Raw genomic sequence first — 16,456 nt, forward strand, 5'->3', positions numbered from 1 at the left:
GCTTGTCCCCGATCGGCGTACAGGCGCGCCGGGGCACGACGACGGCGAGTACCACCGGCCGCGCCCGTGACCCGAGGTCCGCGGTGCGCGCGACGACCGGACCACGGCGGCGCTCCCCGGAAGGCCACCTGCCCTCACCTGAACAGGTGTCACCCGAGTGGAGGGGCGGCGTGTCCGCCCGGTGTGGTCGAGCCGGCGCCGGAGGGCGGCCGGAGGCACCCCCGACGCGGTGCCGGAACCCCCGCCGTCCCGAGGAGTGGACGCCGCGGCGTTGCCCCGGAGCACCGTTCCGACGCCGCCGCCACCCCGTCGCGCGACCGCCGGCGGGCCCCTCGGCGTCGAGCGCGGGGACGCCGGGGAGTCGGCCGGCAACCTGCTGAAACGAGCGCGCGCCCGGCCGGTCCGGTCCACTTCGGACGGCGCCCGCACGGCCCGTCCGACCGCCCGCCGCAGCGGTGCGGGACCGCCCCGCCGACCGGGTCGCCACCCCGTTGTCTCGGATTCCGATACAAGCCCAGGAAGTACCATTCGCGCATGTCAGACGAGGCACGCTTGCTCACGGACGTGGTCACCAGACTGCGTCGGGCACTGCGCACCAGCATCCGGTCGGAATGGCCGTGGGACTCCCTCCCGATGGCACAGGTCGAGCTCCTCCAGACGCTCGCCGAACGCCCGCCCATGCGCGTGGGCGACCTGGCCGCCGAGCTGCGCCTGGCGCCCAACACGGTCAGCGGCCTCGTCGGCCAGCTCATCGAGGGCGGCCTCGTCGAACGCGGCGGCGACCCGGCCGACCGGCGGGTGGCCCTGCTGTCGGTGACGCCCGGGGGGCACGAGCAGCTCGCCGTCTGGCAGGCCGCGCACGAGAAGCGCATCGGGTCCGCGCTGGACCGGCTGGAGCCGGGCGAGCGCGACGACGTGGTCCGCGCCCTCGCCGCCCTCGACCACCTGGTGGACCACCTGCGTGCCAGCTGAACGCCACGTGCTCGCGGCCGTCGCGCTGGGGGGCGGCCTCGGCGGCCTCGCCCGGTACGGCGCGTCCCTCGCCCTGCCCGGCCCCGTCGGCACGCTCGTCGTCAACGTCGTCGGCTGCGCCCTGATCGGCGTGCTGCTCGCCCTCGCGCCGCGCCTGCACCCGCTCGCCCGGCCGTTCCTCGGCGTCGGCGCGCTCGGCGGCTTCACCACGTTCTCCGCGTACGCCCTCGACGCGCTCCACCTCGACGGCCCGCCCGCGTTCGCCTACCTGCTCGGCACCCCGCTGCTCGCCTTCGCCGCCACCGGCCTGGCCGCCGCGCTCACCCGGCGGGCGCTCCGGTGACCGCGCTGCTCGTCTTCGCGGGGGCCGCGACCGGCGCCGTCCTGAGGTACCTGACCACCAGGCTGCTGCGCGGCGACTTCCCGTGGGCGGTCCTCGCGGTCAACGTCGTGGGCTCGTTCGCCCTGGGCTGCGTGGCCGGCTCGTCCCCGGCGCTGACCGCGCTGGTTGGCACCGGCCTGTGCGGCGGCCTGACGACCTACAGCACGTTCAGCCAGGACACGGTGACCCTCGTCGAGCAGGGCCGGTACCCGAAGGCCCTCGCGAACGCGGCCGCCAACCTCGTCGCGGGGGTGGCGGCGGCCGCGCTCGGCCACGCGCTCAGCCGGTAGGGGCGAGCCGCTCCAGCACGTCGGGCAGCTCGTCGGTGTGCACGACGCCCAGTCGCTGCGTGGCCCGGGTCAGCGCCACGTACAGGTCGCTCGCCCCGCGCGGCGACTCGGCGAGGATGCCCGCGGGGTCGACCACGAGCACCGAGTCGAACTCCAGGCCCTTCGCGTCCACCACGCCCAGCACGACGACCTGCGCGTCCAGGTCGTCCGAGGCGCCCGGCACGGCCTCGCGCAGCTCCCCGACCGACGCGGCGGGCACGATCACGGCGAGCTTGCCGTCCCCGATCGCGGTGATCTCCTTCTCCACCAGCGTCGGCAGGACCTCGGCGGGCGTCGGCACGCGCAGGCTCCACGGCGGGAAACCGCTGTCGCGCACCGAGGTCGGCGGCACCAGGTCGGGGTCGACGGAGGCCAGCACGTCCGCCGCCACCGCCATGATCTCCGACGGCGTCCGGTAGTTCACGGTCAGCTCGGTGAGCTTCCAGCGGTCCATCACGTACGGCGAGAGCACCTGGTCCCACGACGACGCGCCCGCGATGTCGCCGGTCTGCGCGATGTCGCCCACCACGGTCATCGACTTCGACGGGCAGCGCCGCATCAGCGTGCGCCAGGCCATCGCCGACAGCTCCTGCGCCTCGTCCACGATGACGTGCCCGAACGTCCACGTCCGGTCGGCCGCCGCGCGCTCGGCCGCGGTCTCGTAGCGCTCCGCGCCGTGCCGCTCGGCCAGCCGGTAGGCGTCGACCAGGTCGGTCGCCATGAGGATGTCCGGGTCGGCGTCGTCCTCCAGGTCGAGGATGTCCAGCACGCCCTGCGCGTAGTCGACGGCCTGCCGCCGCTGGCGCTCCGCGCGGGCCTTGGCCTCGGTGTCGTCCTCGCCGAGCAGCTCCGCGGCCTCGTCCAGCAGCGGCACGTCGGCGGGCGTCCACTCGGTGCCGCGCGGCCGGTGCAGCAGGGCGCGCTCGGCGGGGGAGAGCTTCGGGGTGGCCTTGGCGATCAGCTTCGGCGACGCGAACAGGTCCTCCAGCAGCTGCTGCGGCGACAGGGTCGGCCACAGCCGCTCGACGGTGGCCTGCACCTTCGGGTCCTCGCGCAGCTCGCGCCGGATGTCGTCCACGTCGGCCTGGTCGAGGAGGTGCCGCCCCAGCCGGGACACCGCCTGCGAGGCCAGCGCGGAGATGATCTCGCGCTGGAACGTCCGCCGCGCCTCGTTGTGCGGGCGGCGGGTGCGCCGGGCGCGGCCCCGGGCGTCGGAGATCGTGCGCCGGTCCAGCCGCAGCACGTCCTGGTCGAACGGCACCTCGACCAGGCTCGGCGCCTCCTGCCGGTCCTTGATCGCGTGCGCCACCACGTCCGCCATCTCCACGCGGCCCTTGAGGGCGGCCACCTCGGCGGGTTCGCGGCCGACCGCGGTGAGGCCGGGGAACAGCTCGCCCACCGTGGACAGCAGCACGCCGGTCTCGCCCAGCGACGGCAGCACCTGCCCGATGTAGCGCAGGAACGTCGCGTTCGGGCCGACCACCAGCACGCCGCGCTTCGCCAGCTGGCGGCGGTGCGTGTAGAGGAGGTAGGCGGCGCGGTGCAGCGCGACCGCCGTCTTGCCGGTACCCGGACCGCCCTGCACGACGACCACGCCGTTCAGCTCGGTGCGGATGATCCGGTCCTGCTCGGCCTGGATGGTGGCGACGATGTCGCCCATCTGCCCGGTGCGGCTCGCGTTCACCGCGGCCAGCAGGGTCGCCTCGCCGGTCAGGCCCTCCGACGGCCGGTTCGGGTCGACCGAGCTGATGTCGAGCAGCTCGTCGTCGAAGCCGACGACCTTGCGCTGCTTGGTCCGCAGGTGCCGCCGCCGGCGCACGCCGTCCGGTGCGGCGGCCGTGGCCAGGTAGAACGGGCGGGCGGCGGGCGCCCGCCAGTCCATCAGCAGCGGCTCGTACTCCTTGTCCTCGTCGAACAAGCCGATCCGGCCGATGTAGAAGCGGTCGTCGGTGTGGAAGTCGAGCCGGCCGAAGCACAGCCCGTTCTCCACCGCGCTGTACTGCGCGAGCTGGTCGGAGTACATGGCCACCGAGGTGTCCCGCTCGGAGCGCATCTGGTGGGTCCCGCCGGTTTGCCGAAGCGCGCCGGCCAGGCGCTTCGAGCTCTGTTCGCGGAGGTCGTCCAGCCTGCCGTACAGCATCGACACGTATTCCTGCTCCGACTCGGTTTCCGCGAGCCGGAGGTCATCGGAGGGGCTTGACAACGTGCCTCATTTCTGGATAGCGTGGTTTATCAGGCTGCGTCGCATTCGGCTGACAGCTCGTCGTGACGGTTTCCTGCGCTGGTCGCGCGCGCAGAACGTCTAATCTACTACACGCCCCTGCTCGTGGTGCAGGAACGACTTCACCAGCAGGTCGGCCAGGTGGGCGCGTTCGGCGGCGTCCAGTGCGGCGAACAACCGGTCCTCCACCTCTTCCGCGAGTTCCAGCCGGTGCCGCAGCGCCCGCTCGCCCGCGGCGGTCACGTGCACCGAGTAGCGCCGCCGGTCCCGGGCGTCGCGCAGCCGGGCGGCGAGGCCGAGCCGCTCCAGGTCGTCCACCAGGGTCACCAGGTCGCTCGCGTCCACGCCGAGCCGGTCGCTGATCTGCCGCTGCGAGGCGGGGCCGCCGTCCACGAGCTGCCAGAGCACGGCCACGTGGATGTGGCGGAGGCCGTCGTCGACCAGGTCGGCCGAGATGCGCCGGGCCCGCTTGGTGAGCTGGAGCATGAGGTAGCTCGGGTGTCGTCTCAGCCGCTCCACGCTCATGGGGGCAATCATATGAACCCCGCGTCGTCCGCTCGGGCGTCCGAGCGCGGCGGCACTTCGGCACGCCGGGTGAGGGCCGTGCCGCCCGACGAGGGGTGTGGTCGGGCACGCGGGTGAAATCGGGCACGGGCCCGTCGATCACCCGGCACGCTGTGGAGGTGTGAGGGAACAGCGCCAGGAGCTGGTGGGGCTCGCCCGTGCCGCGGTGGACCGCCCGAGGTGGCAGCTCGCGTTCACGGTCGTCGTGTCGGTCTGGTCGGGGGCGTGGGTGGTGGGCCAGGTGTCCGGCGCGCCGAGCCCGCTGGACGTGCTGCCGGCGCGCTGGGCGGGGCTGCCGACGGGGTGGCTCGACGCGGCGGCGGCGTGGTGCTCCGGGCGCACCGGTCCGCTGGCCGCGGTGGGCGGCCTGCTGTGGGCGATGACGAGCCCGCGGCGGCAGGCGTCGGCGCCCCTCGGCTGGCTCGCCGTGATGGCCGCCGCGCAGGACGTCGGGTACGACGCGGTGAAGTGGGCGCTGCTCGCGCTGGCGGTCTTCCTGGCCGTGATGGGCCTGGTGTCGATCCCCGGGCGGCGGGCGTTCGTGGTCGACCGGGTGGTGGTGATCCCGAAGGACGTGGCGCGCGCGGGTGCGACGGCGGTGGCGCTGTCCGCGGTCGTCCCGCTCGTCGCACCGGGCCTCGCGCTCGCCCGGTTGGTCGCCCCGTACCTCACCCGACCGCCGCGCCCCGCGCGGACGCCGATCGTCCGCGTCGCCTCCGCTGAACGGCCGCACCCGTTCGACACGGCCGGTGACCTGCCGGAACCGGTCCCGTCCCCGCGCGCGGCACGCTGAGCAGTCCGCCGATTCGCGGTCCGGCGCACCGTTGTGGGAAATTAGTTCTGCACCCCAACAATTACCGCCGCTTTCCGCAAGATTCGCGCCCGGGGGCAGTCCCGGACCGGTCGCGGCGGAGTAAAGCGAGTAGTACTCACATCACATTCCGGAATCGTCTGTTTGGGCTTACCGGTCCGTATCCATCAAGATGAGTGCGTGCATGAAAATCCCGCCGAAAACCGCTTAGCCAAGGTGATGCGGCGTCAGCCCGTTCAGCAGCGCGGGGCCGCCACGGTGACCGCGATTGTCGATGCCTGCGCGACGCTGCTCAACGACTACGACTACGACGACATCACCACCGCCCGGATCGTCGAGCTGGCAGGCGTGCCAATTGGATCGTTCTACCAATACTTCCCGGACAAGCGTTCTGTCGTGCACGCGTTGGCGCTGCGCGGCATGGAGGAGTACCTGGGGCGGGTGCAGACCCTGTTCACCGAGGGTCAGCTGGCCCCCACCTGGCGGGAAGCGGTGCAGCAGGTCGTCGCCGTCTACATGCGCATGCTGGTCGAGCTGCCGGGGTTCGGGCGGGTGCGGTTCAGCGACCTGCTCGACGGGCACCGCCTCGACTCCTCGGTCGACCAGTACGAGCTGATGGCCGAACGGCTCCGCGACCTGTTCCTCGGCCGGTTCGCGGTGCGCGGCGACGCGCCGGTGACGCTGACCTTCAGGATGGCCGCGCAGACCGCGGACTCCCTCTACAAGCTCGCCGAGCGCGTGGAGCCCGACGAGCGGCCGGTGGTCCTGCGGACCGCGGACGGCGTGATCCTGAAGATGCTCGCGGGAGTGTTCGACCCGGCGTGACTTGCCGCGCCGCCCCGGGTGGTGTGGGGTGGTGCGGTGAGCGACGACTTCGACGTGATCGTGATCGGCGGCGGCCCGGTGGGCGAGAACGCCGCTGCCCGCACCGCCGCGGGCGGCCTGCGCACCGCGCTGGTCGAGGCGGAACGGGTCGGCGGCGAGTGCTCGTACTGGGCGTGCATGCCGAGCAAGGCGCTGCTGCGCCCCGGTCACGCGCTCGCCGCCGCCCGCCGCGTGCCGGGCGTGCCGGTGGGCGACGCGCTCGACGCCGCCGCGGTGCTCAAGCGGCGCAACGGTTTCACCTCCGACTGGGACGACTCGGGCCAGGTCGCGTGGGCCGAGGGCGCCGGGCTGACCGTCGTGCGCGGGCACGGGCGCCTGGCCGGTGAGCGGCGGGTGTCCGTCGACGGCCGGGTGCTGACCGCGTCGCGCGCCGTCGTCGTGTGCACGGGCAGCGTGCCGCGCGTGCCGGACCTGCCGGGGCTGGGCTCGTACTGGACGTCGCGCGACGCGACCTCGGCGCAGGAGGTGCCCGCCTCGCTGGTGGTGCTGGGCGGCGGCGTCGTCGGCGTGGAGATGGCGCAGGCGTGGGCCCGCCTGGGGTCTTCGGTGACCCTGGTGGTGTCCGGTGCACGGCCGCTGCCGAAGTTCGAGGCGTTCGCGGGCGACCTCGTCGCCGAGGGGCTGCGCGAGGACGGCGTGCGCGTCGTCCTGGACGCGCGCGCGGTGCGGGTGTCCACAACGGACGGCGGCACCGGGTTGGAGCTGTCCACCGGCGAGACGGTGTCCGGCGCGCACCTGCTGGTCGCGACCGGCCGGCGGCCCGCGACCTTCGACCTGGGCGTGGAGGACCTCGGCTTCGAGGCGGGCGAGGCGCTCCCGGTCGACGACACCGGCCGGGTGTCCGGAGTGGACTGGTTGTACGCGGCGGGCGACGTCACGGGTCGCGCGCTGCTCACCCACCAGGGCAAGTACGCCGCCCGCGCGGTCGGTACCGCCATCGTGACCGGCGCGGTGGACCCCGAGCCGTGGACGGCCCCGGTCGCCACCGCCGACCACGCCGCCGTGCCGCAGGTGGTGTTCACCGACCCGGAGGTCGCGTTCGTCGGCCTCACCGAGGCGCAGGCGCGCGGGGCCGGGCTCGACGTGCGGGTCGTCGACCTGGACATCGCCGTGGCGGGCTCCTCGCTGCACGCCGACGGCTACCGGGGCAAGGCGCGGGTGGTCGTGGACGAGCGCAAGCGGACCCTCGTCGGCGTCACGTTCGCCGGGCCGGACGTGGCCGAGATGCTGCACGCGGCGACCATCGCGATCGTCGGCGAGGTGACCGTGGACCGGCTGTGGCACGCGGTCCCCGCCTACCCGACGATCAGCGAGGTGTGGCTGCGGCTGCTGGAGGCGTACGGCCTCTAGCCGGAACCCGCTGTCACCGCAGGGGAAGCGCGCATATTCACCCGAACGGCCACAGCGGGTACACCGTGGGTCATCACACCGTGGTCGGGCTGCGCCGACTGCCGTACGAGCCTTGCCGCCATCCTGCGTCTCTTCCGCAGAAGTGCGACCCAGCGTCATTACACTGCGCTGGTGACCCGAGGAACCGTGGCTCTCGCGATCGGCGCGGTGCTCTGGTGCGCCTTCGTCATCGCCACGACGTTCCTGCCCGGCGGCCCCTCTTGGGCGCCGATCGCGGTCCACCTGCCGGGGTTCCTCGTCGTGCCGGTCGTGCTGCACACGCTGCTGCGCGCGCGGTCGCACGCCCTGCTGTGCCTCGCCCACGTGCCGCAGCCGGTGCTGCTCACCGGGTTCGCGGTGGCGGTCGGCGGGTGGCTGTTCTCGCTGGGCGCGCTGGCGGGGAAGCCGGGCACGGAGTCGGTGAGCGCGGTGGCGGGCCTGGTGATCGTGCTGCACGTGGCGTTCGGGCTGATCGCCGTCGGCATGGCCCGGACGGGCCGGTAGGGCCCCTACTGCTGGACGGCGGGCAGCCGCAGCGCCTGCTCGGCGAGCCGGCCCAGCTCGGCGTCCGCCGCGTCCGAGTCGCCCTCGACCCACACCGCCTGGGCGATGCGCACCTGCGCGCCCTTCGCCACCGCGCGGATCGCGGAGCGGTCGAACGACGCGGGACCGCCCGGCCACCCCCTGCCCTCCTTGACCAGCGCGGTGACGCCGCCCGCGCCCGCCGCCGAGGCCACCGCGTGCAGCTCGACCGCGCGCGAGGCGTCGGGCAGGCTCAGCTCGGCGAGCGCGACGCCGACCTTGCGGCCGTCCACCGAGGTCTCGTACTGGGCGCGCCGCAGCTGCATGCACACGTGCCCGCCCAGCCACGCCCGGACGTCGCCGAACGCGTGCGCGGCGCAGTCCTCGGCGCGGTCCGCGCCGCGCGGCGAGAAGCTGCGGCCGTCGACGACGACCGTGGTCGGCTGCGGCGTCCGGTCGGCGGGCCCGCTGTGCTCGGCGGCGTCGCCCGACGACAGCGTGACGACGAGGCCCGCGACCAGCAGCGCGACGACCACGACGGCGGCCGCGTAGGGCAGCCACCGGCGGCGCGGCGAGGCCGGCGCGATCCTCGGCAGCAGCATGGTGCTCGCCGAGGCGAGGTCGGCGGCGGCGTCGGAGAAGCCCTCGGCGACCAGGTCGCGGCGCGCGGGCGGCACGCCGGTCGGCGCGAGCACGGCGAGGAGCTTGGCCGCGTGGTCGGCCGAGCAGGGCCGGTCGCTGGTGGCCAGCTCGCGCGCGGCGGCCAGCAGGGTGGTGGGCTTGGGGTGCAGCACGCGCACGCCCCGGTTGAGGTCCGCGGACGGCTGCACGACGTGGCCGACGTACGGGCCGACGGCCACCACGGTGGTCACCGGCAGCGGCTCGCCGCGCATGTCCTGGATGCGCTTGGCGACGGCGGTGGTCGCGGCCAGGGCCTCGCCGGCCGGGCTGAGCACGCCGTCCGTGCGGGTCAGCTGCCAGCCGTCGATCGTCCACGGGCCGTTGAGCGGCGCCTCCAGGCGCACCGCCGGGTCGGGCAGGTCGACGCCGACCACCACGAGCACCCCGCGCGGCAGCACGACGACGGCGTCCAGCTCGCGCGGGCAGTCCGGGGGGCGCACGCCGAGCAGCGCGACGCCGCCGAGGACCGCGCCGCCCGTGCCCCACGTGCTCAGGGCGGCGCGCACGTCCGCGCCGACCGCGGACGGTTCGCTCCCGAGCCGGATCAGCCGCACAAGACCACACCGTTCCACACGGGCGGACACGGTAGCGCCGCAGGGGGCCGGCCGGCTGCGCGCGGACCGGGTGTCGGCCGTCCGTGACGGCCGTCACCGGGCGCCCGGTGATCACGCGGGCGTGTCGGGACGATCTCGGAAGGTGACCCCCGACGCCCCCGGAAGGGGCGCGGTGTCCGCGATTTAGGGTCGAAAGTCCTGTATCCGCACCGCCCGCACGAGGAACGGGCTGGTTCTTCTGGCGGACCGCCGCCGCACCGGGCAGAATGGCCGGGTCGGGAATTCACGAGATCACCACTGTTCTCGAGAGGTCGTAGGGGAAGACGTCCCTCGTCGAGTAGCGGAGGTCAGCTGTGAGCACCCGTGGCAGCACCAGTGGCGTGGTCTACGTCCACTCGTCGCCGTCTGCGGTCTGTCCGCACGTCGAGTGGGCTATCTCGGGCACCCTCGGTGAGCGAGCGGACCTCAAGTGGGCGGCGCAGCCCGCCGCACCAGGGCAGTTGCGCGCCGAATGCAACTGGACCGGCGACGCCGGCACCGGGGCCAGACTCGTGTCCGCCCTCAGGGCGTGGCCGATGCTCAGGTTCGAGGTGACGGAGGACCCGAGTCCGGGCGTGGACGGCGTGCGGTACTGCTTCGTGCCCGTGCTGGGCCTGTGGCACGCCCGCACGAGCGCCAACGGCGACATCGTCGTGTCCGAGGACCAGTTGCGCGCCCTGGCGGCGCGCAGCCGCGGTGGCGAGTCGTTCGCGCACGGCGTGGACGAGATCCTCGGCGCCGCCTGGGACGACGCGCTGGAGCCCTTCCGGCGCGCGGGGGACGGCGCCCCGGTCACCTGGCTGCACCGCGTCGGGTGAGCCGCCGGCTCGCGGCACCGCTCGCCCGGTGCCGCGAGGCCGGTCGTCCCCGCCCCGGCGGGACCCGTCCGGAGCAGCGCGCCCCCGGCCTTCCGGTCCTCTGTGGACGGAACGGCGGCTAGCCGGCCGCCGGTGCGGGCTGCCAGGCCGCCATCAGGTCCCGGTAGAGCGGCGAGGAGGCCATCAGCTCGTCGTGGCCGCCCAGCAGCGGCGGGCCGCCGTCCATCACCAGCACCCGCTCCGCCCGCAGCGCCGACGACAGCCGGTGCGCGATCACCACCAGCGTGCCGCCGCGCTCCGCGAAGGCCCGCTCCACCACGGCCTCCGCCGCCGGGTCCAGCGACGACGTCGCCTCGTCCAGGATCACCACGTCGGCCGCCGACGCGTGCACCCGCGCGGCGGCCAGCAGCTGCGCCTCGCCGGCCGACAGCCCGCCGCCCGCGTGCCCGACCTGGCCGGACAGCCCGCCCAGCCGGGCCAGCACGTCGGCGGCGCCGACCGCGGACACCGCCTCCAGCAGCGCGGCGTCCGACGCGTCCGGCGCGAGCAGCGCGAGGTTCTCCCGCACCGTGCCGGTGAACAGGTACGTCTCCTGCGGCACCAGGGCGATCCGCCGGTGCCGCACCTCCGCCACCACCGACCGCACGGGCGCGCCGCCGAAGAGGACCTCGCCCCCCTGCTGTTCGACGAGGCCGGTCACCAGGCCCGCCAGCGTCGACTTGCCGATGCCGCTCGGCCCCACCACCGCGAGGTGCGACCCCTCCGGCAGCACCAGGTCCAGCGAGCGCACTACGGGTTCGGCGCCGGCGCCCCAGCCGAACGTGACGCCGCGCAGCTCCACGGCGTGCCCGGCGGGTTCGGCGTCACCGCCCACCACCCGGGGCGGGGGGGCGGCCTCGGCCAGCCGCCGCAGCGCCACCACCAGCCGCAGCACCACCGTGCTCGTCGTGTCCGCCAACCGCCGCAGCGCGGGCTGCACGCTCGTGCTCAGGTACACGACCGCGGCCAGCACCCCGCCCGCCGTCAGCTCGCCCGAGCGCACCATGCCCGGCGCGACGACCAGCAGCAGCACCAGCGGCGCGAACCCGCCGAGCGCGATCACCACGCCGCGCAGCGCCGTCGACCACGCCATCCGCACGGTCGCCGCCGCCTGCCGGTCGACCTGCTCCACCACGTCGGCCAGCGCGTGCCGCGCGCCGTCGACCGCCACCACGTCCCGCACGCCCAGGAACACCGTGCCGGCCACCGTCGCGGCGGTCTCGTCGGCCATGACCAGCCGCCGCTGGCGGCGCGCCAGGGACGGCAGCAGCAGGCCGAACAGCACCAGCGCCGCCACCACCGGCAGCACCACGAGCCAGGCCAGGGACGACACCGTCGCGGCCAGCCCGACCAGCGCCGCCGTCGTCGTCACCAGCAGCGCGCGGGCCTGCACCAGCACGCCCGCGGTCGCGTCGCGCACCACCTCGACGTGCCGGGTGATCCGGGCGACGGCGCTCGCGTCCGGCTGCCGCGCGTGCGTGCCGCCGTGCAGGACGCCGCGCACCACCTGGCGCACCAGCGCGTCCCGCAGCGGCTCGACCACCGCGCCCAACCGGGTGAACACCTGCCGCAGCCCGAACCCGCCGAGCACCGCCAGCGCCGCGAACGCCAGCAGCCAGCCGACGCCCACCCACGGGCGCCCCGCCGCGAACCCGCGGTCCACGGCGAGCCCGACGAGCCGCCCGCCCAGCAGCGCCGGCACGCCCTCCAGCACCGACCAGCCGAGCAGCACCGCGATGCCGCGCCGCTGCTCGCGCAACGCCCGCAGGTAGGTCATCCGAACACCGCCCGGTACTCGTCGTCGTCCCACAGGTCCCGGTGGGCGCCCGTCGCGCGCACCCGACCGCCGTCCAGCCACACCACCAGGTCGGCCCGCCGCGCGGTCGACGCCCGGTGCGTCACCACGAACCGCGTCCGCCCCGGCAGCGCCGTCTCCACCGCCGTCTCCACGGCGTTCTCCGTCACCACGTCCAGGCTCGCCGTCGCGTCGTCCAGCACCAGCACCGCCGGGTCGCGGACGAACGCGCGGGCCAGGCCCAGCCGCTGCGCCTCGCCGCCGGACATCGGCGCGTCCGGCACCGGCGTCGCGTAGCCGGCGGGCAGCCGCACCACCACGTCGTGCACCTGGGCGGCGCGGCACGCGGCCTCCACCGCGCCGTCGTCGAGGTCCGTGCCGTAGCGGACCGCGTCGGCGACCGTCGCGCCGACCAGCGCGGGCCGCTCGAAGGCGTAGCCGACCGACCCGCCGCGCCGCACCTCGCCCGAGGACGGCGCGGCCAGCCCGCCGACCACCGCGGCCAGCGCCGACTTGCCCGCGCCCGACCGGCCCACCACGGCGACGAACGCGCCCGCCGGCACGGTCAGGTCCACGTCGTGCAGCGCGCCCGGCACGCAGACCCCGCGCAGCGACACCTCGCCGGGCGGCGCCGAGCCCGGCGGCCCGGCGGCCGGGACGGGCGTGTCGAGCACCTCCTCCAGGCGCGCCGCGGACGCCCGCGCCCGTTGCAGGGCGGTCAGCAGGGCGGTCTGCCCGACCACCGTCATCCCCAGCGCCACGTACCCGAGCGCGGCCAGCACGTCGCCGACGCTCAACCGGCCCGCGACCACGCCGAACCCGGCGGCGGTCAGCACGGCCAGCTCCACGGCGGGCAGCAGCAGCCCGGCCCGCCAGATCATCCGCGCCTGGGTGCGCCACATGCCGACGCCGGCGCCCGCCAGCCTCGGCAGGGGCCGCAGCACCCGCTCGGCCTCCTGGTCGGCGCGACCGGAGGCGGCGATCGTGCGCAGCCCGCCCACCGCGTCCACGAGCCGCGCGGACAGCTCGCCGGACACCTCCTGGTAGGTCGCCACGTCCTCGGCGGTCAGCCGCAGGTGCGAGCGCACCAGCAGCGCCGCCAGCGGCACGCTCAGCAGGAACACCGCGGCCAGCCGCCAGTCCAGCAGCGCCAGCGCGACGACCGCGCCGACCGCCGTGAACACCGAGATGCCCAGGTTCACCGCGAGCACCGGGACGCCGCCCGCGATGGCGCAGTCGCCGGTCACCCGGCTCACCGCGTCGCCCGCCTCGAACCGCGCGGGGTGCCCGATCGCCAGCAGGTGCCCGGTCAGCCTGGCCCGCAGCCACGCCGCGCCGCGCGCGGTGATCGAGGCCGCCAGCACCACGCCGATCGCGTCGCCCACGAGCTCCACGCCCGCCAGGCCGGCCAGCCGCAGCACCGTGCCGCCGTCGAGCCGCCCGGCCAGCGCCGCGTCCACCGCGGCGGCCAGCGCGGTCGGCAGCAGCAGCCCCGCCGCGGTGGCCAGCAGCGCGTTGAGCGCCAGCAGCAGCCAGCGCGGGTCGCGGCGCACGACCGAGGACAGCAGCATCCGGGTCTCCTTGGGAGGGCGCATCATGTGTGCGGGGGCCCGACGGCGCGAACCGTCGGACCCCCGCGGAGGAGAAGTCCGGTGAGCGGCGCACTTCGCCTGCGCCGCTCACCGGGCACCACGTGGTGGCGTGATCAGCAGAGGATCAGGCTCACGGTGGAGTGGCTGCACGGGAGCAGCAGCGAGGCGTTGGACGCCGTGGTCGAGCCGCCGCCGCTGCTGCCGCCGCTGGCCATCGCGTTGGACTGGGCCTCGGGGGTCTCGAGGTCCTGCATGTCGAGGATGAAGTCCATGACTTGCTCCTTGCTCTCGGGAGTTCGGGGACAGGGGTGGTGCTACCGACCCGCGAGGGCCGGGGCTGTGAGGAACGGCAGCACGGGGGTGCCGTCCAGTGCGGAGCCGAGCGCCAGCAGGACGCCCGCGCCGCCGGTGGCGAGGTCCATCGACAACCGGCGCAGCTGGATGCCGGGGAACGCCAGGCCCTCCTCGTAGGGCACGGCGTGCCACGCCAGCGCGGCCAGGTGCCGGTCCAGGGCGGTCCGCGAGCCGCCCGCGTGGGCGAGCGTGGCCAGCAGGCCCGCCCGGCCCAGCATCAGCGCCGGGTGGATCACGAACTCGCCGGTCGTGCCCGCGACCAGCTCGGGCAGCCGCTCGACGACGGGCAGGCCCGGCGCGGCGAGGCGGAACTCGTTGAGCACCAGCGCGATGCCGGCGCTGCCCACGCCCACGTAGGGCAGGGTGCGGAAGTTGCCGTCGCGGACCTGGGTGGAGCCGTCCAGCGCGGTCATCGTCTCGGCCAGGTCCCGTTCCAGCGCCCGCACGCCCGCGTCGAGCCAGCGGTCGTCGCCGGTGCGCTGGTGCAGCCGCAGGAAGAGCAGCGCCGGGCCGGACCACCCGTGCTCCAACCCGGCGCGGGCCTTCGGGCCGGGCGGCTCGGCGGAGGCGAGCGCCGCGTCCAGCCGTTCGCCCAGCTCCAGGGCCTGCGCGGCGAACGAGTCGTCGTCGCGGGTGGTCGCGAAGTGCAGCAGGTTGAGGCCGATGCCGGAGAGGCCGGCGCTGTAGCCGTGGTCCTCGGTGTCGGGCAGCACCTGCGCGTAGGAGCGGACCAGCTCGCCCGCCAGGTCGTGGTGGCCGAGGTTCTCCAGCACGTGCGCGACGCCGTGCGCGCCGGTGAGGAAACCGGGCTCCTTCGGCGGCTCGCGGCGCACCGCGTCCAGCAGCCAGCGCTCGTGCTCGGGGAACCGGCCCTCGCCGGTGACGTCGAGGGCGTGCAGCACGCCCGCCGCGCCGTAGGCGAACCCGGTGCCGCCGACCTCGAACTGCTCCACGTCGCCGGGGAACAGCCGGTCGCGGCGCTCCGGCGTGGCCGAGGCGAGGACGGCCGCGGCGATCATCTTGCGCACCACGGGCCAGTCCGGCTCGGGCACGTCCAGCGCGGTCGACGCGGGCCCGGCGGGGGCGCCCACCCGCGGCGCGAGCCCGTCGAGGATCTTCGCGCAGTACTCGTCGGGCAGGCCGAACCGCCGCCTGGCGAACTCCACGTGCGAGGCCAGCTTCACCGGCGACAGCTCGACCACGGCGTTGAGCGGCAGGAACACGTACAGCCGCAGCGCGGCCAGCGCGTGCTCGTCGATCTCGAACCCGGTGCGGTCCGGCGGGGCCTGGAAGCCGGGCGCGCCGAGCGTCGGCCGACCACCGGTTTCCACGCCGAACGCGAGCTCGAAGTCGATGAGCGACACCGAGTCGTCGTCGTCCACGAGCACGTTGAGCGGGTGCAGGTCGCAGAACACCACACCGCGCCCGTGCACCTGCTCCACGATGCGCTCGACCTCGGCGACGACCCGCAGCGCCCGCGCGGTGTACGCGGTGATCGCCTCGTCGGTCACCTCGTGGTGGGTGAGCGGGTAGTTGTGGCCGAGCCACTGGCCCAGCGGCACCCCGGGCACCTTGCCCATCGCGACGAACTCGTGCTCCCACGCCGTGAAGTGCTCGTGCACCTCCGGCACGCCCGGGATGCCCGCGACGCGGGTGAGGACCTCGTGCTCGCGGCGCAGCCTGGCCACCGCGTCCACGTTCTCCCGGTCCAGGCCGGCGTGCGGCCGGGCCTCCTTGAGCACGACCGGCCGGCCGTCGGACTTGCGCTCCGCCTCGTACACGCCGCCGCCGTTGGAGAAGTGCAGCGAGGAGGTGACCCGGTACGGGAACGAGTCGGCGTCGCCGGCGCGGCGCGCGGCCAGGTGCTCCTCCAGGCACGCCGGGAGGGCCACCCACTCCGGCGTCCAGAACGTCGGCTTGCGCTGGTCGGGCACGAGCGCCCCGTCCGGGCCCTTGATGGCCAGCACGCGCTTGCCGTCCCGCTCCAGCCACTGCTCGACGAACCCGCCGTAGCGGACGAACAGGGGGCCCGAGCCGTAGCGCAGGTCGCTGAGGATGTACGCGCCGGGCTGCCCGGCCAGGATTTCCGACAACTCGGCGAGGACGATCCCCAACTGGTCGTCGTCGGCCGGGTAGATCGTGATGAGCTTGCCGCTGCCCTCGCGCGGGGCGTACTTCGAGTTGCGCGCCAGCACGATCGACCGCGTGCGCAGGTATTTGAACGGGATGCGCCGCGCGGTCAGGTACCCGAAGGACTTCAGCAGCACTTCGCCCGCGTTCACCACGGTCGCCGAGACGTGGATCTTCCAGCCCTGTTCGGGCAGCTCCACGCCGTCCGGGTGCAGGTGGCGCCAGATGTTGCGGTCGCCCTGCGACCAGCCCGGGGGCAGCTCGGGGAGCGCCCGTGAGAAATCGTCGTCGGCGGTTTCCGCGTGGCTTTGCACGTCGTAGAACAGACGGTCCGCGAAGCAGTAAGCCTCGTAGCGGAGATCCACCGGAATTCGCCTCC

The 16,456-nt window shown here is 75.0% G+C and carries 15 protein-coding genes; 8 read left to right on the forward strand and 7 right to left on the reverse strand.

Features of this window, described 5'->3' with window-relative positions:
- Window positions 1–534 precede the first annotated feature (534 nt).
- Genes ACRAKJ_RS07055 through crcB form a run of 3 tightly spaced genes read left to right on the forward strand, consistent with a single transcriptional unit; the run spans window position 535 to window position 1,644 of the window.
- Complete coding sequence (locus ACRAKJ_RS07055) at window positions 535–972, forward strand: MarR family transcriptional regulator (RefSeq protein ID WP_438920688.1); 438 nt, start codon at window positions 535–537, stop codon at window positions 970–972.
- Complete coding sequence (locus ACRAKJ_RS07060) at window positions 962–1,315, forward strand: CrcB family protein (RefSeq protein WP_438920687.1); 354 nt, start codon at window positions 962–964, stop codon at window positions 1,313–1,315. Before ACRAKJ_RS07055 ends, ACRAKJ_RS07060 begins: the two co-directional genes overlap by 11 nt.
- Window positions 1,312–1,644, forward strand: coding sequence for a fluoride efflux transporter CrcB (gene crcB / locus ACRAKJ_RS07065; protein ID WP_438920686.1), 333 nt, complete (start codon window positions 1,312–1,314; stop codon window positions 1,642–1,644). The genes ACRAKJ_RS07060 and crcB overlap by 4 nt, the downstream gene beginning before the upstream one ends.
- Here crcB and ACRAKJ_RS07070 read toward each other — a convergent pair.
- Both ACRAKJ_RS07070 and ACRAKJ_RS07075 read right to left on the reverse strand, forming a co-directional pair.
- A complete protein-coding gene (locus ACRAKJ_RS07070; protein ID WP_438920685.1) occupies window positions 1,634–3,886 on the reverse strand; it encodes a HelD family protein in 2,253 nt (750 codons plus the stop codon). The two genes, crcB and ACRAKJ_RS07070, sit on opposite strands and share 11 nt — an antisense overlap.
- Before the next feature lie 99 nt (window positions 3,887–3,985).
- A complete protein-coding gene (locus tag ACRAKJ_RS07075; RefSeq protein WP_438920684.1) occupies window positions 3,986–4,429 on the reverse strand; it encodes a MarR family transcriptional regulator in 444 nt (147 codons plus the stop codon).
- Between the two features lie 160 nt (window positions 4,430–4,589).
- On the opposite strand from ACRAKJ_RS07075, the gene ACRAKJ_RS07080 reads away from it, so the two are divergent.
- The 4 genes from ACRAKJ_RS07080 (at window position 4,590) to ACRAKJ_RS07095 (ending at window position 8,057) form a co-directional block, all read left to right on the forward strand.
- Window positions 4,590–5,261, forward strand: a complete 672-nt coding sequence (locus tag ACRAKJ_RS07080; RefSeq protein ID WP_438920683.1) for a hypothetical protein — start codon at window positions 4,590–4,592, stop codon at window positions 5,259–5,261.
- 276 nt (window positions 5,262–5,537) lie between these two features.
- The gene (locus tag ACRAKJ_RS07085) at window positions 5,538–6,104 is read left to right on the forward strand and encodes a TetR family transcriptional regulator (RefSeq protein ID WP_438920682.1); all 567 of its coding nucleotides are present in this window, start codon (window positions 5,538–5,540) and stop codon (window positions 6,102–6,104) included.
- Between the two features lie 54 nt (window positions 6,105–6,158).
- Window positions 6,159–7,514: an FAD-dependent oxidoreductase gene (locus ACRAKJ_RS07090; protein WP_438920711.1), complete on the forward strand. Its 1,356-nt coding sequence runs from the start codon at window positions 6,159–6,161 to the stop codon at window positions 7,512–7,514.
- A 171-nt stretch (window positions 7,515–7,685) separates the two neighbouring features.
- Window positions 7,686–8,057 (forward strand): hypothetical protein, encoded by a 372-nt coding sequence (locus ACRAKJ_RS07095; RefSeq protein ID WP_438920681.1) that lies wholly within the window; start codon window positions 7,686–7,688, stop codon window positions 8,055–8,057.
- Window positions 8,058–8,062: 5 nt separating this feature from the next.
- On the opposite strand, the gene ACRAKJ_RS07100 is transcribed toward ACRAKJ_RS07095, so the two are convergent.
- On the reverse strand, window positions 8,063–9,310 hold the full coding sequence (locus tag ACRAKJ_RS07100; RefSeq protein WP_438920680.1) for a hypothetical protein: 1,248 nt from the start codon (window positions 9,308–9,310) through the stop codon (window positions 8,063–8,065).
- Window positions 9,311–9,663: 353 nt separating this feature from the next.
- On the opposite strand from ACRAKJ_RS07100, the gene ACRAKJ_RS07105 reads away from it, so the two are divergent.
- Window positions 9,664–10,167, forward strand: a complete 504-nt coding sequence (locus tag ACRAKJ_RS07105) for a DUF3145 domain-containing protein (RefSeq protein ID WP_438920679.1) — start codon at window positions 9,664–9,666, stop codon at window positions 10,165–10,167.
- Between the two features lie 118 nt (window positions 10,168–10,285).
- On the opposite strand, the gene ACRAKJ_RS07110 is transcribed toward ACRAKJ_RS07105, so the two are convergent.
- The 4 genes from ACRAKJ_RS07110 to lanKC all read right to left on the reverse strand — a co-directional run bounded on the left by ACRAKJ_RS07110 (window position 10,286) and on the right by lanKC (window position 16,442).
- Window positions 10,286–11,983 carry an ATP-binding cassette domain-containing protein gene (locus ACRAKJ_RS07110; RefSeq protein WP_438920678.1) on the reverse strand — a complete coding sequence of 566 codons (1,698 nt, stop codon included), beginning with the start codon at window positions 11,981–11,983 and terminating at the stop codon, window positions 10,286–10,288.
- Window positions 11,980–13,572: an ATP-binding cassette domain-containing protein gene (locus ACRAKJ_RS07115; RefSeq protein ID WP_438920677.1), complete on the reverse strand. Its 1,593-nt coding sequence runs from the start codon at window positions 13,570–13,572 to the stop codon at window positions 11,980–11,982. Before ACRAKJ_RS07115 ends, ACRAKJ_RS07110 begins: the two co-directional genes overlap by 4 nt.
- 134 nt (window positions 13,573–13,706) lie before the next feature.
- Complete coding sequence (locus ACRAKJ_RS07120; protein ID WP_438920676.1) at window positions 13,707–13,865, reverse strand: SapB/AmfS family lanthipeptide; 159 nt, start codon at window positions 13,863–13,865, stop codon at window positions 13,707–13,709.
- A 42-nt stretch (window positions 13,866–13,907) separates the two neighbouring features.
- Window positions 13,908–16,442, reverse strand: coding sequence for a class III lanthionine synthetase LanKC (gene lanKC, locus ACRAKJ_RS07125; protein WP_438920675.1), 2,535 nt, complete (start codon window positions 16,440–16,442; stop codon window positions 13,908–13,910).
- Between the last annotated feature and the right edge of the window lie 14 nt (window positions 16,443–16,456).

The sequence above is a fragment of the Saccharothrix sp. DSM 118769 genome (assembly GCF_052936295.1).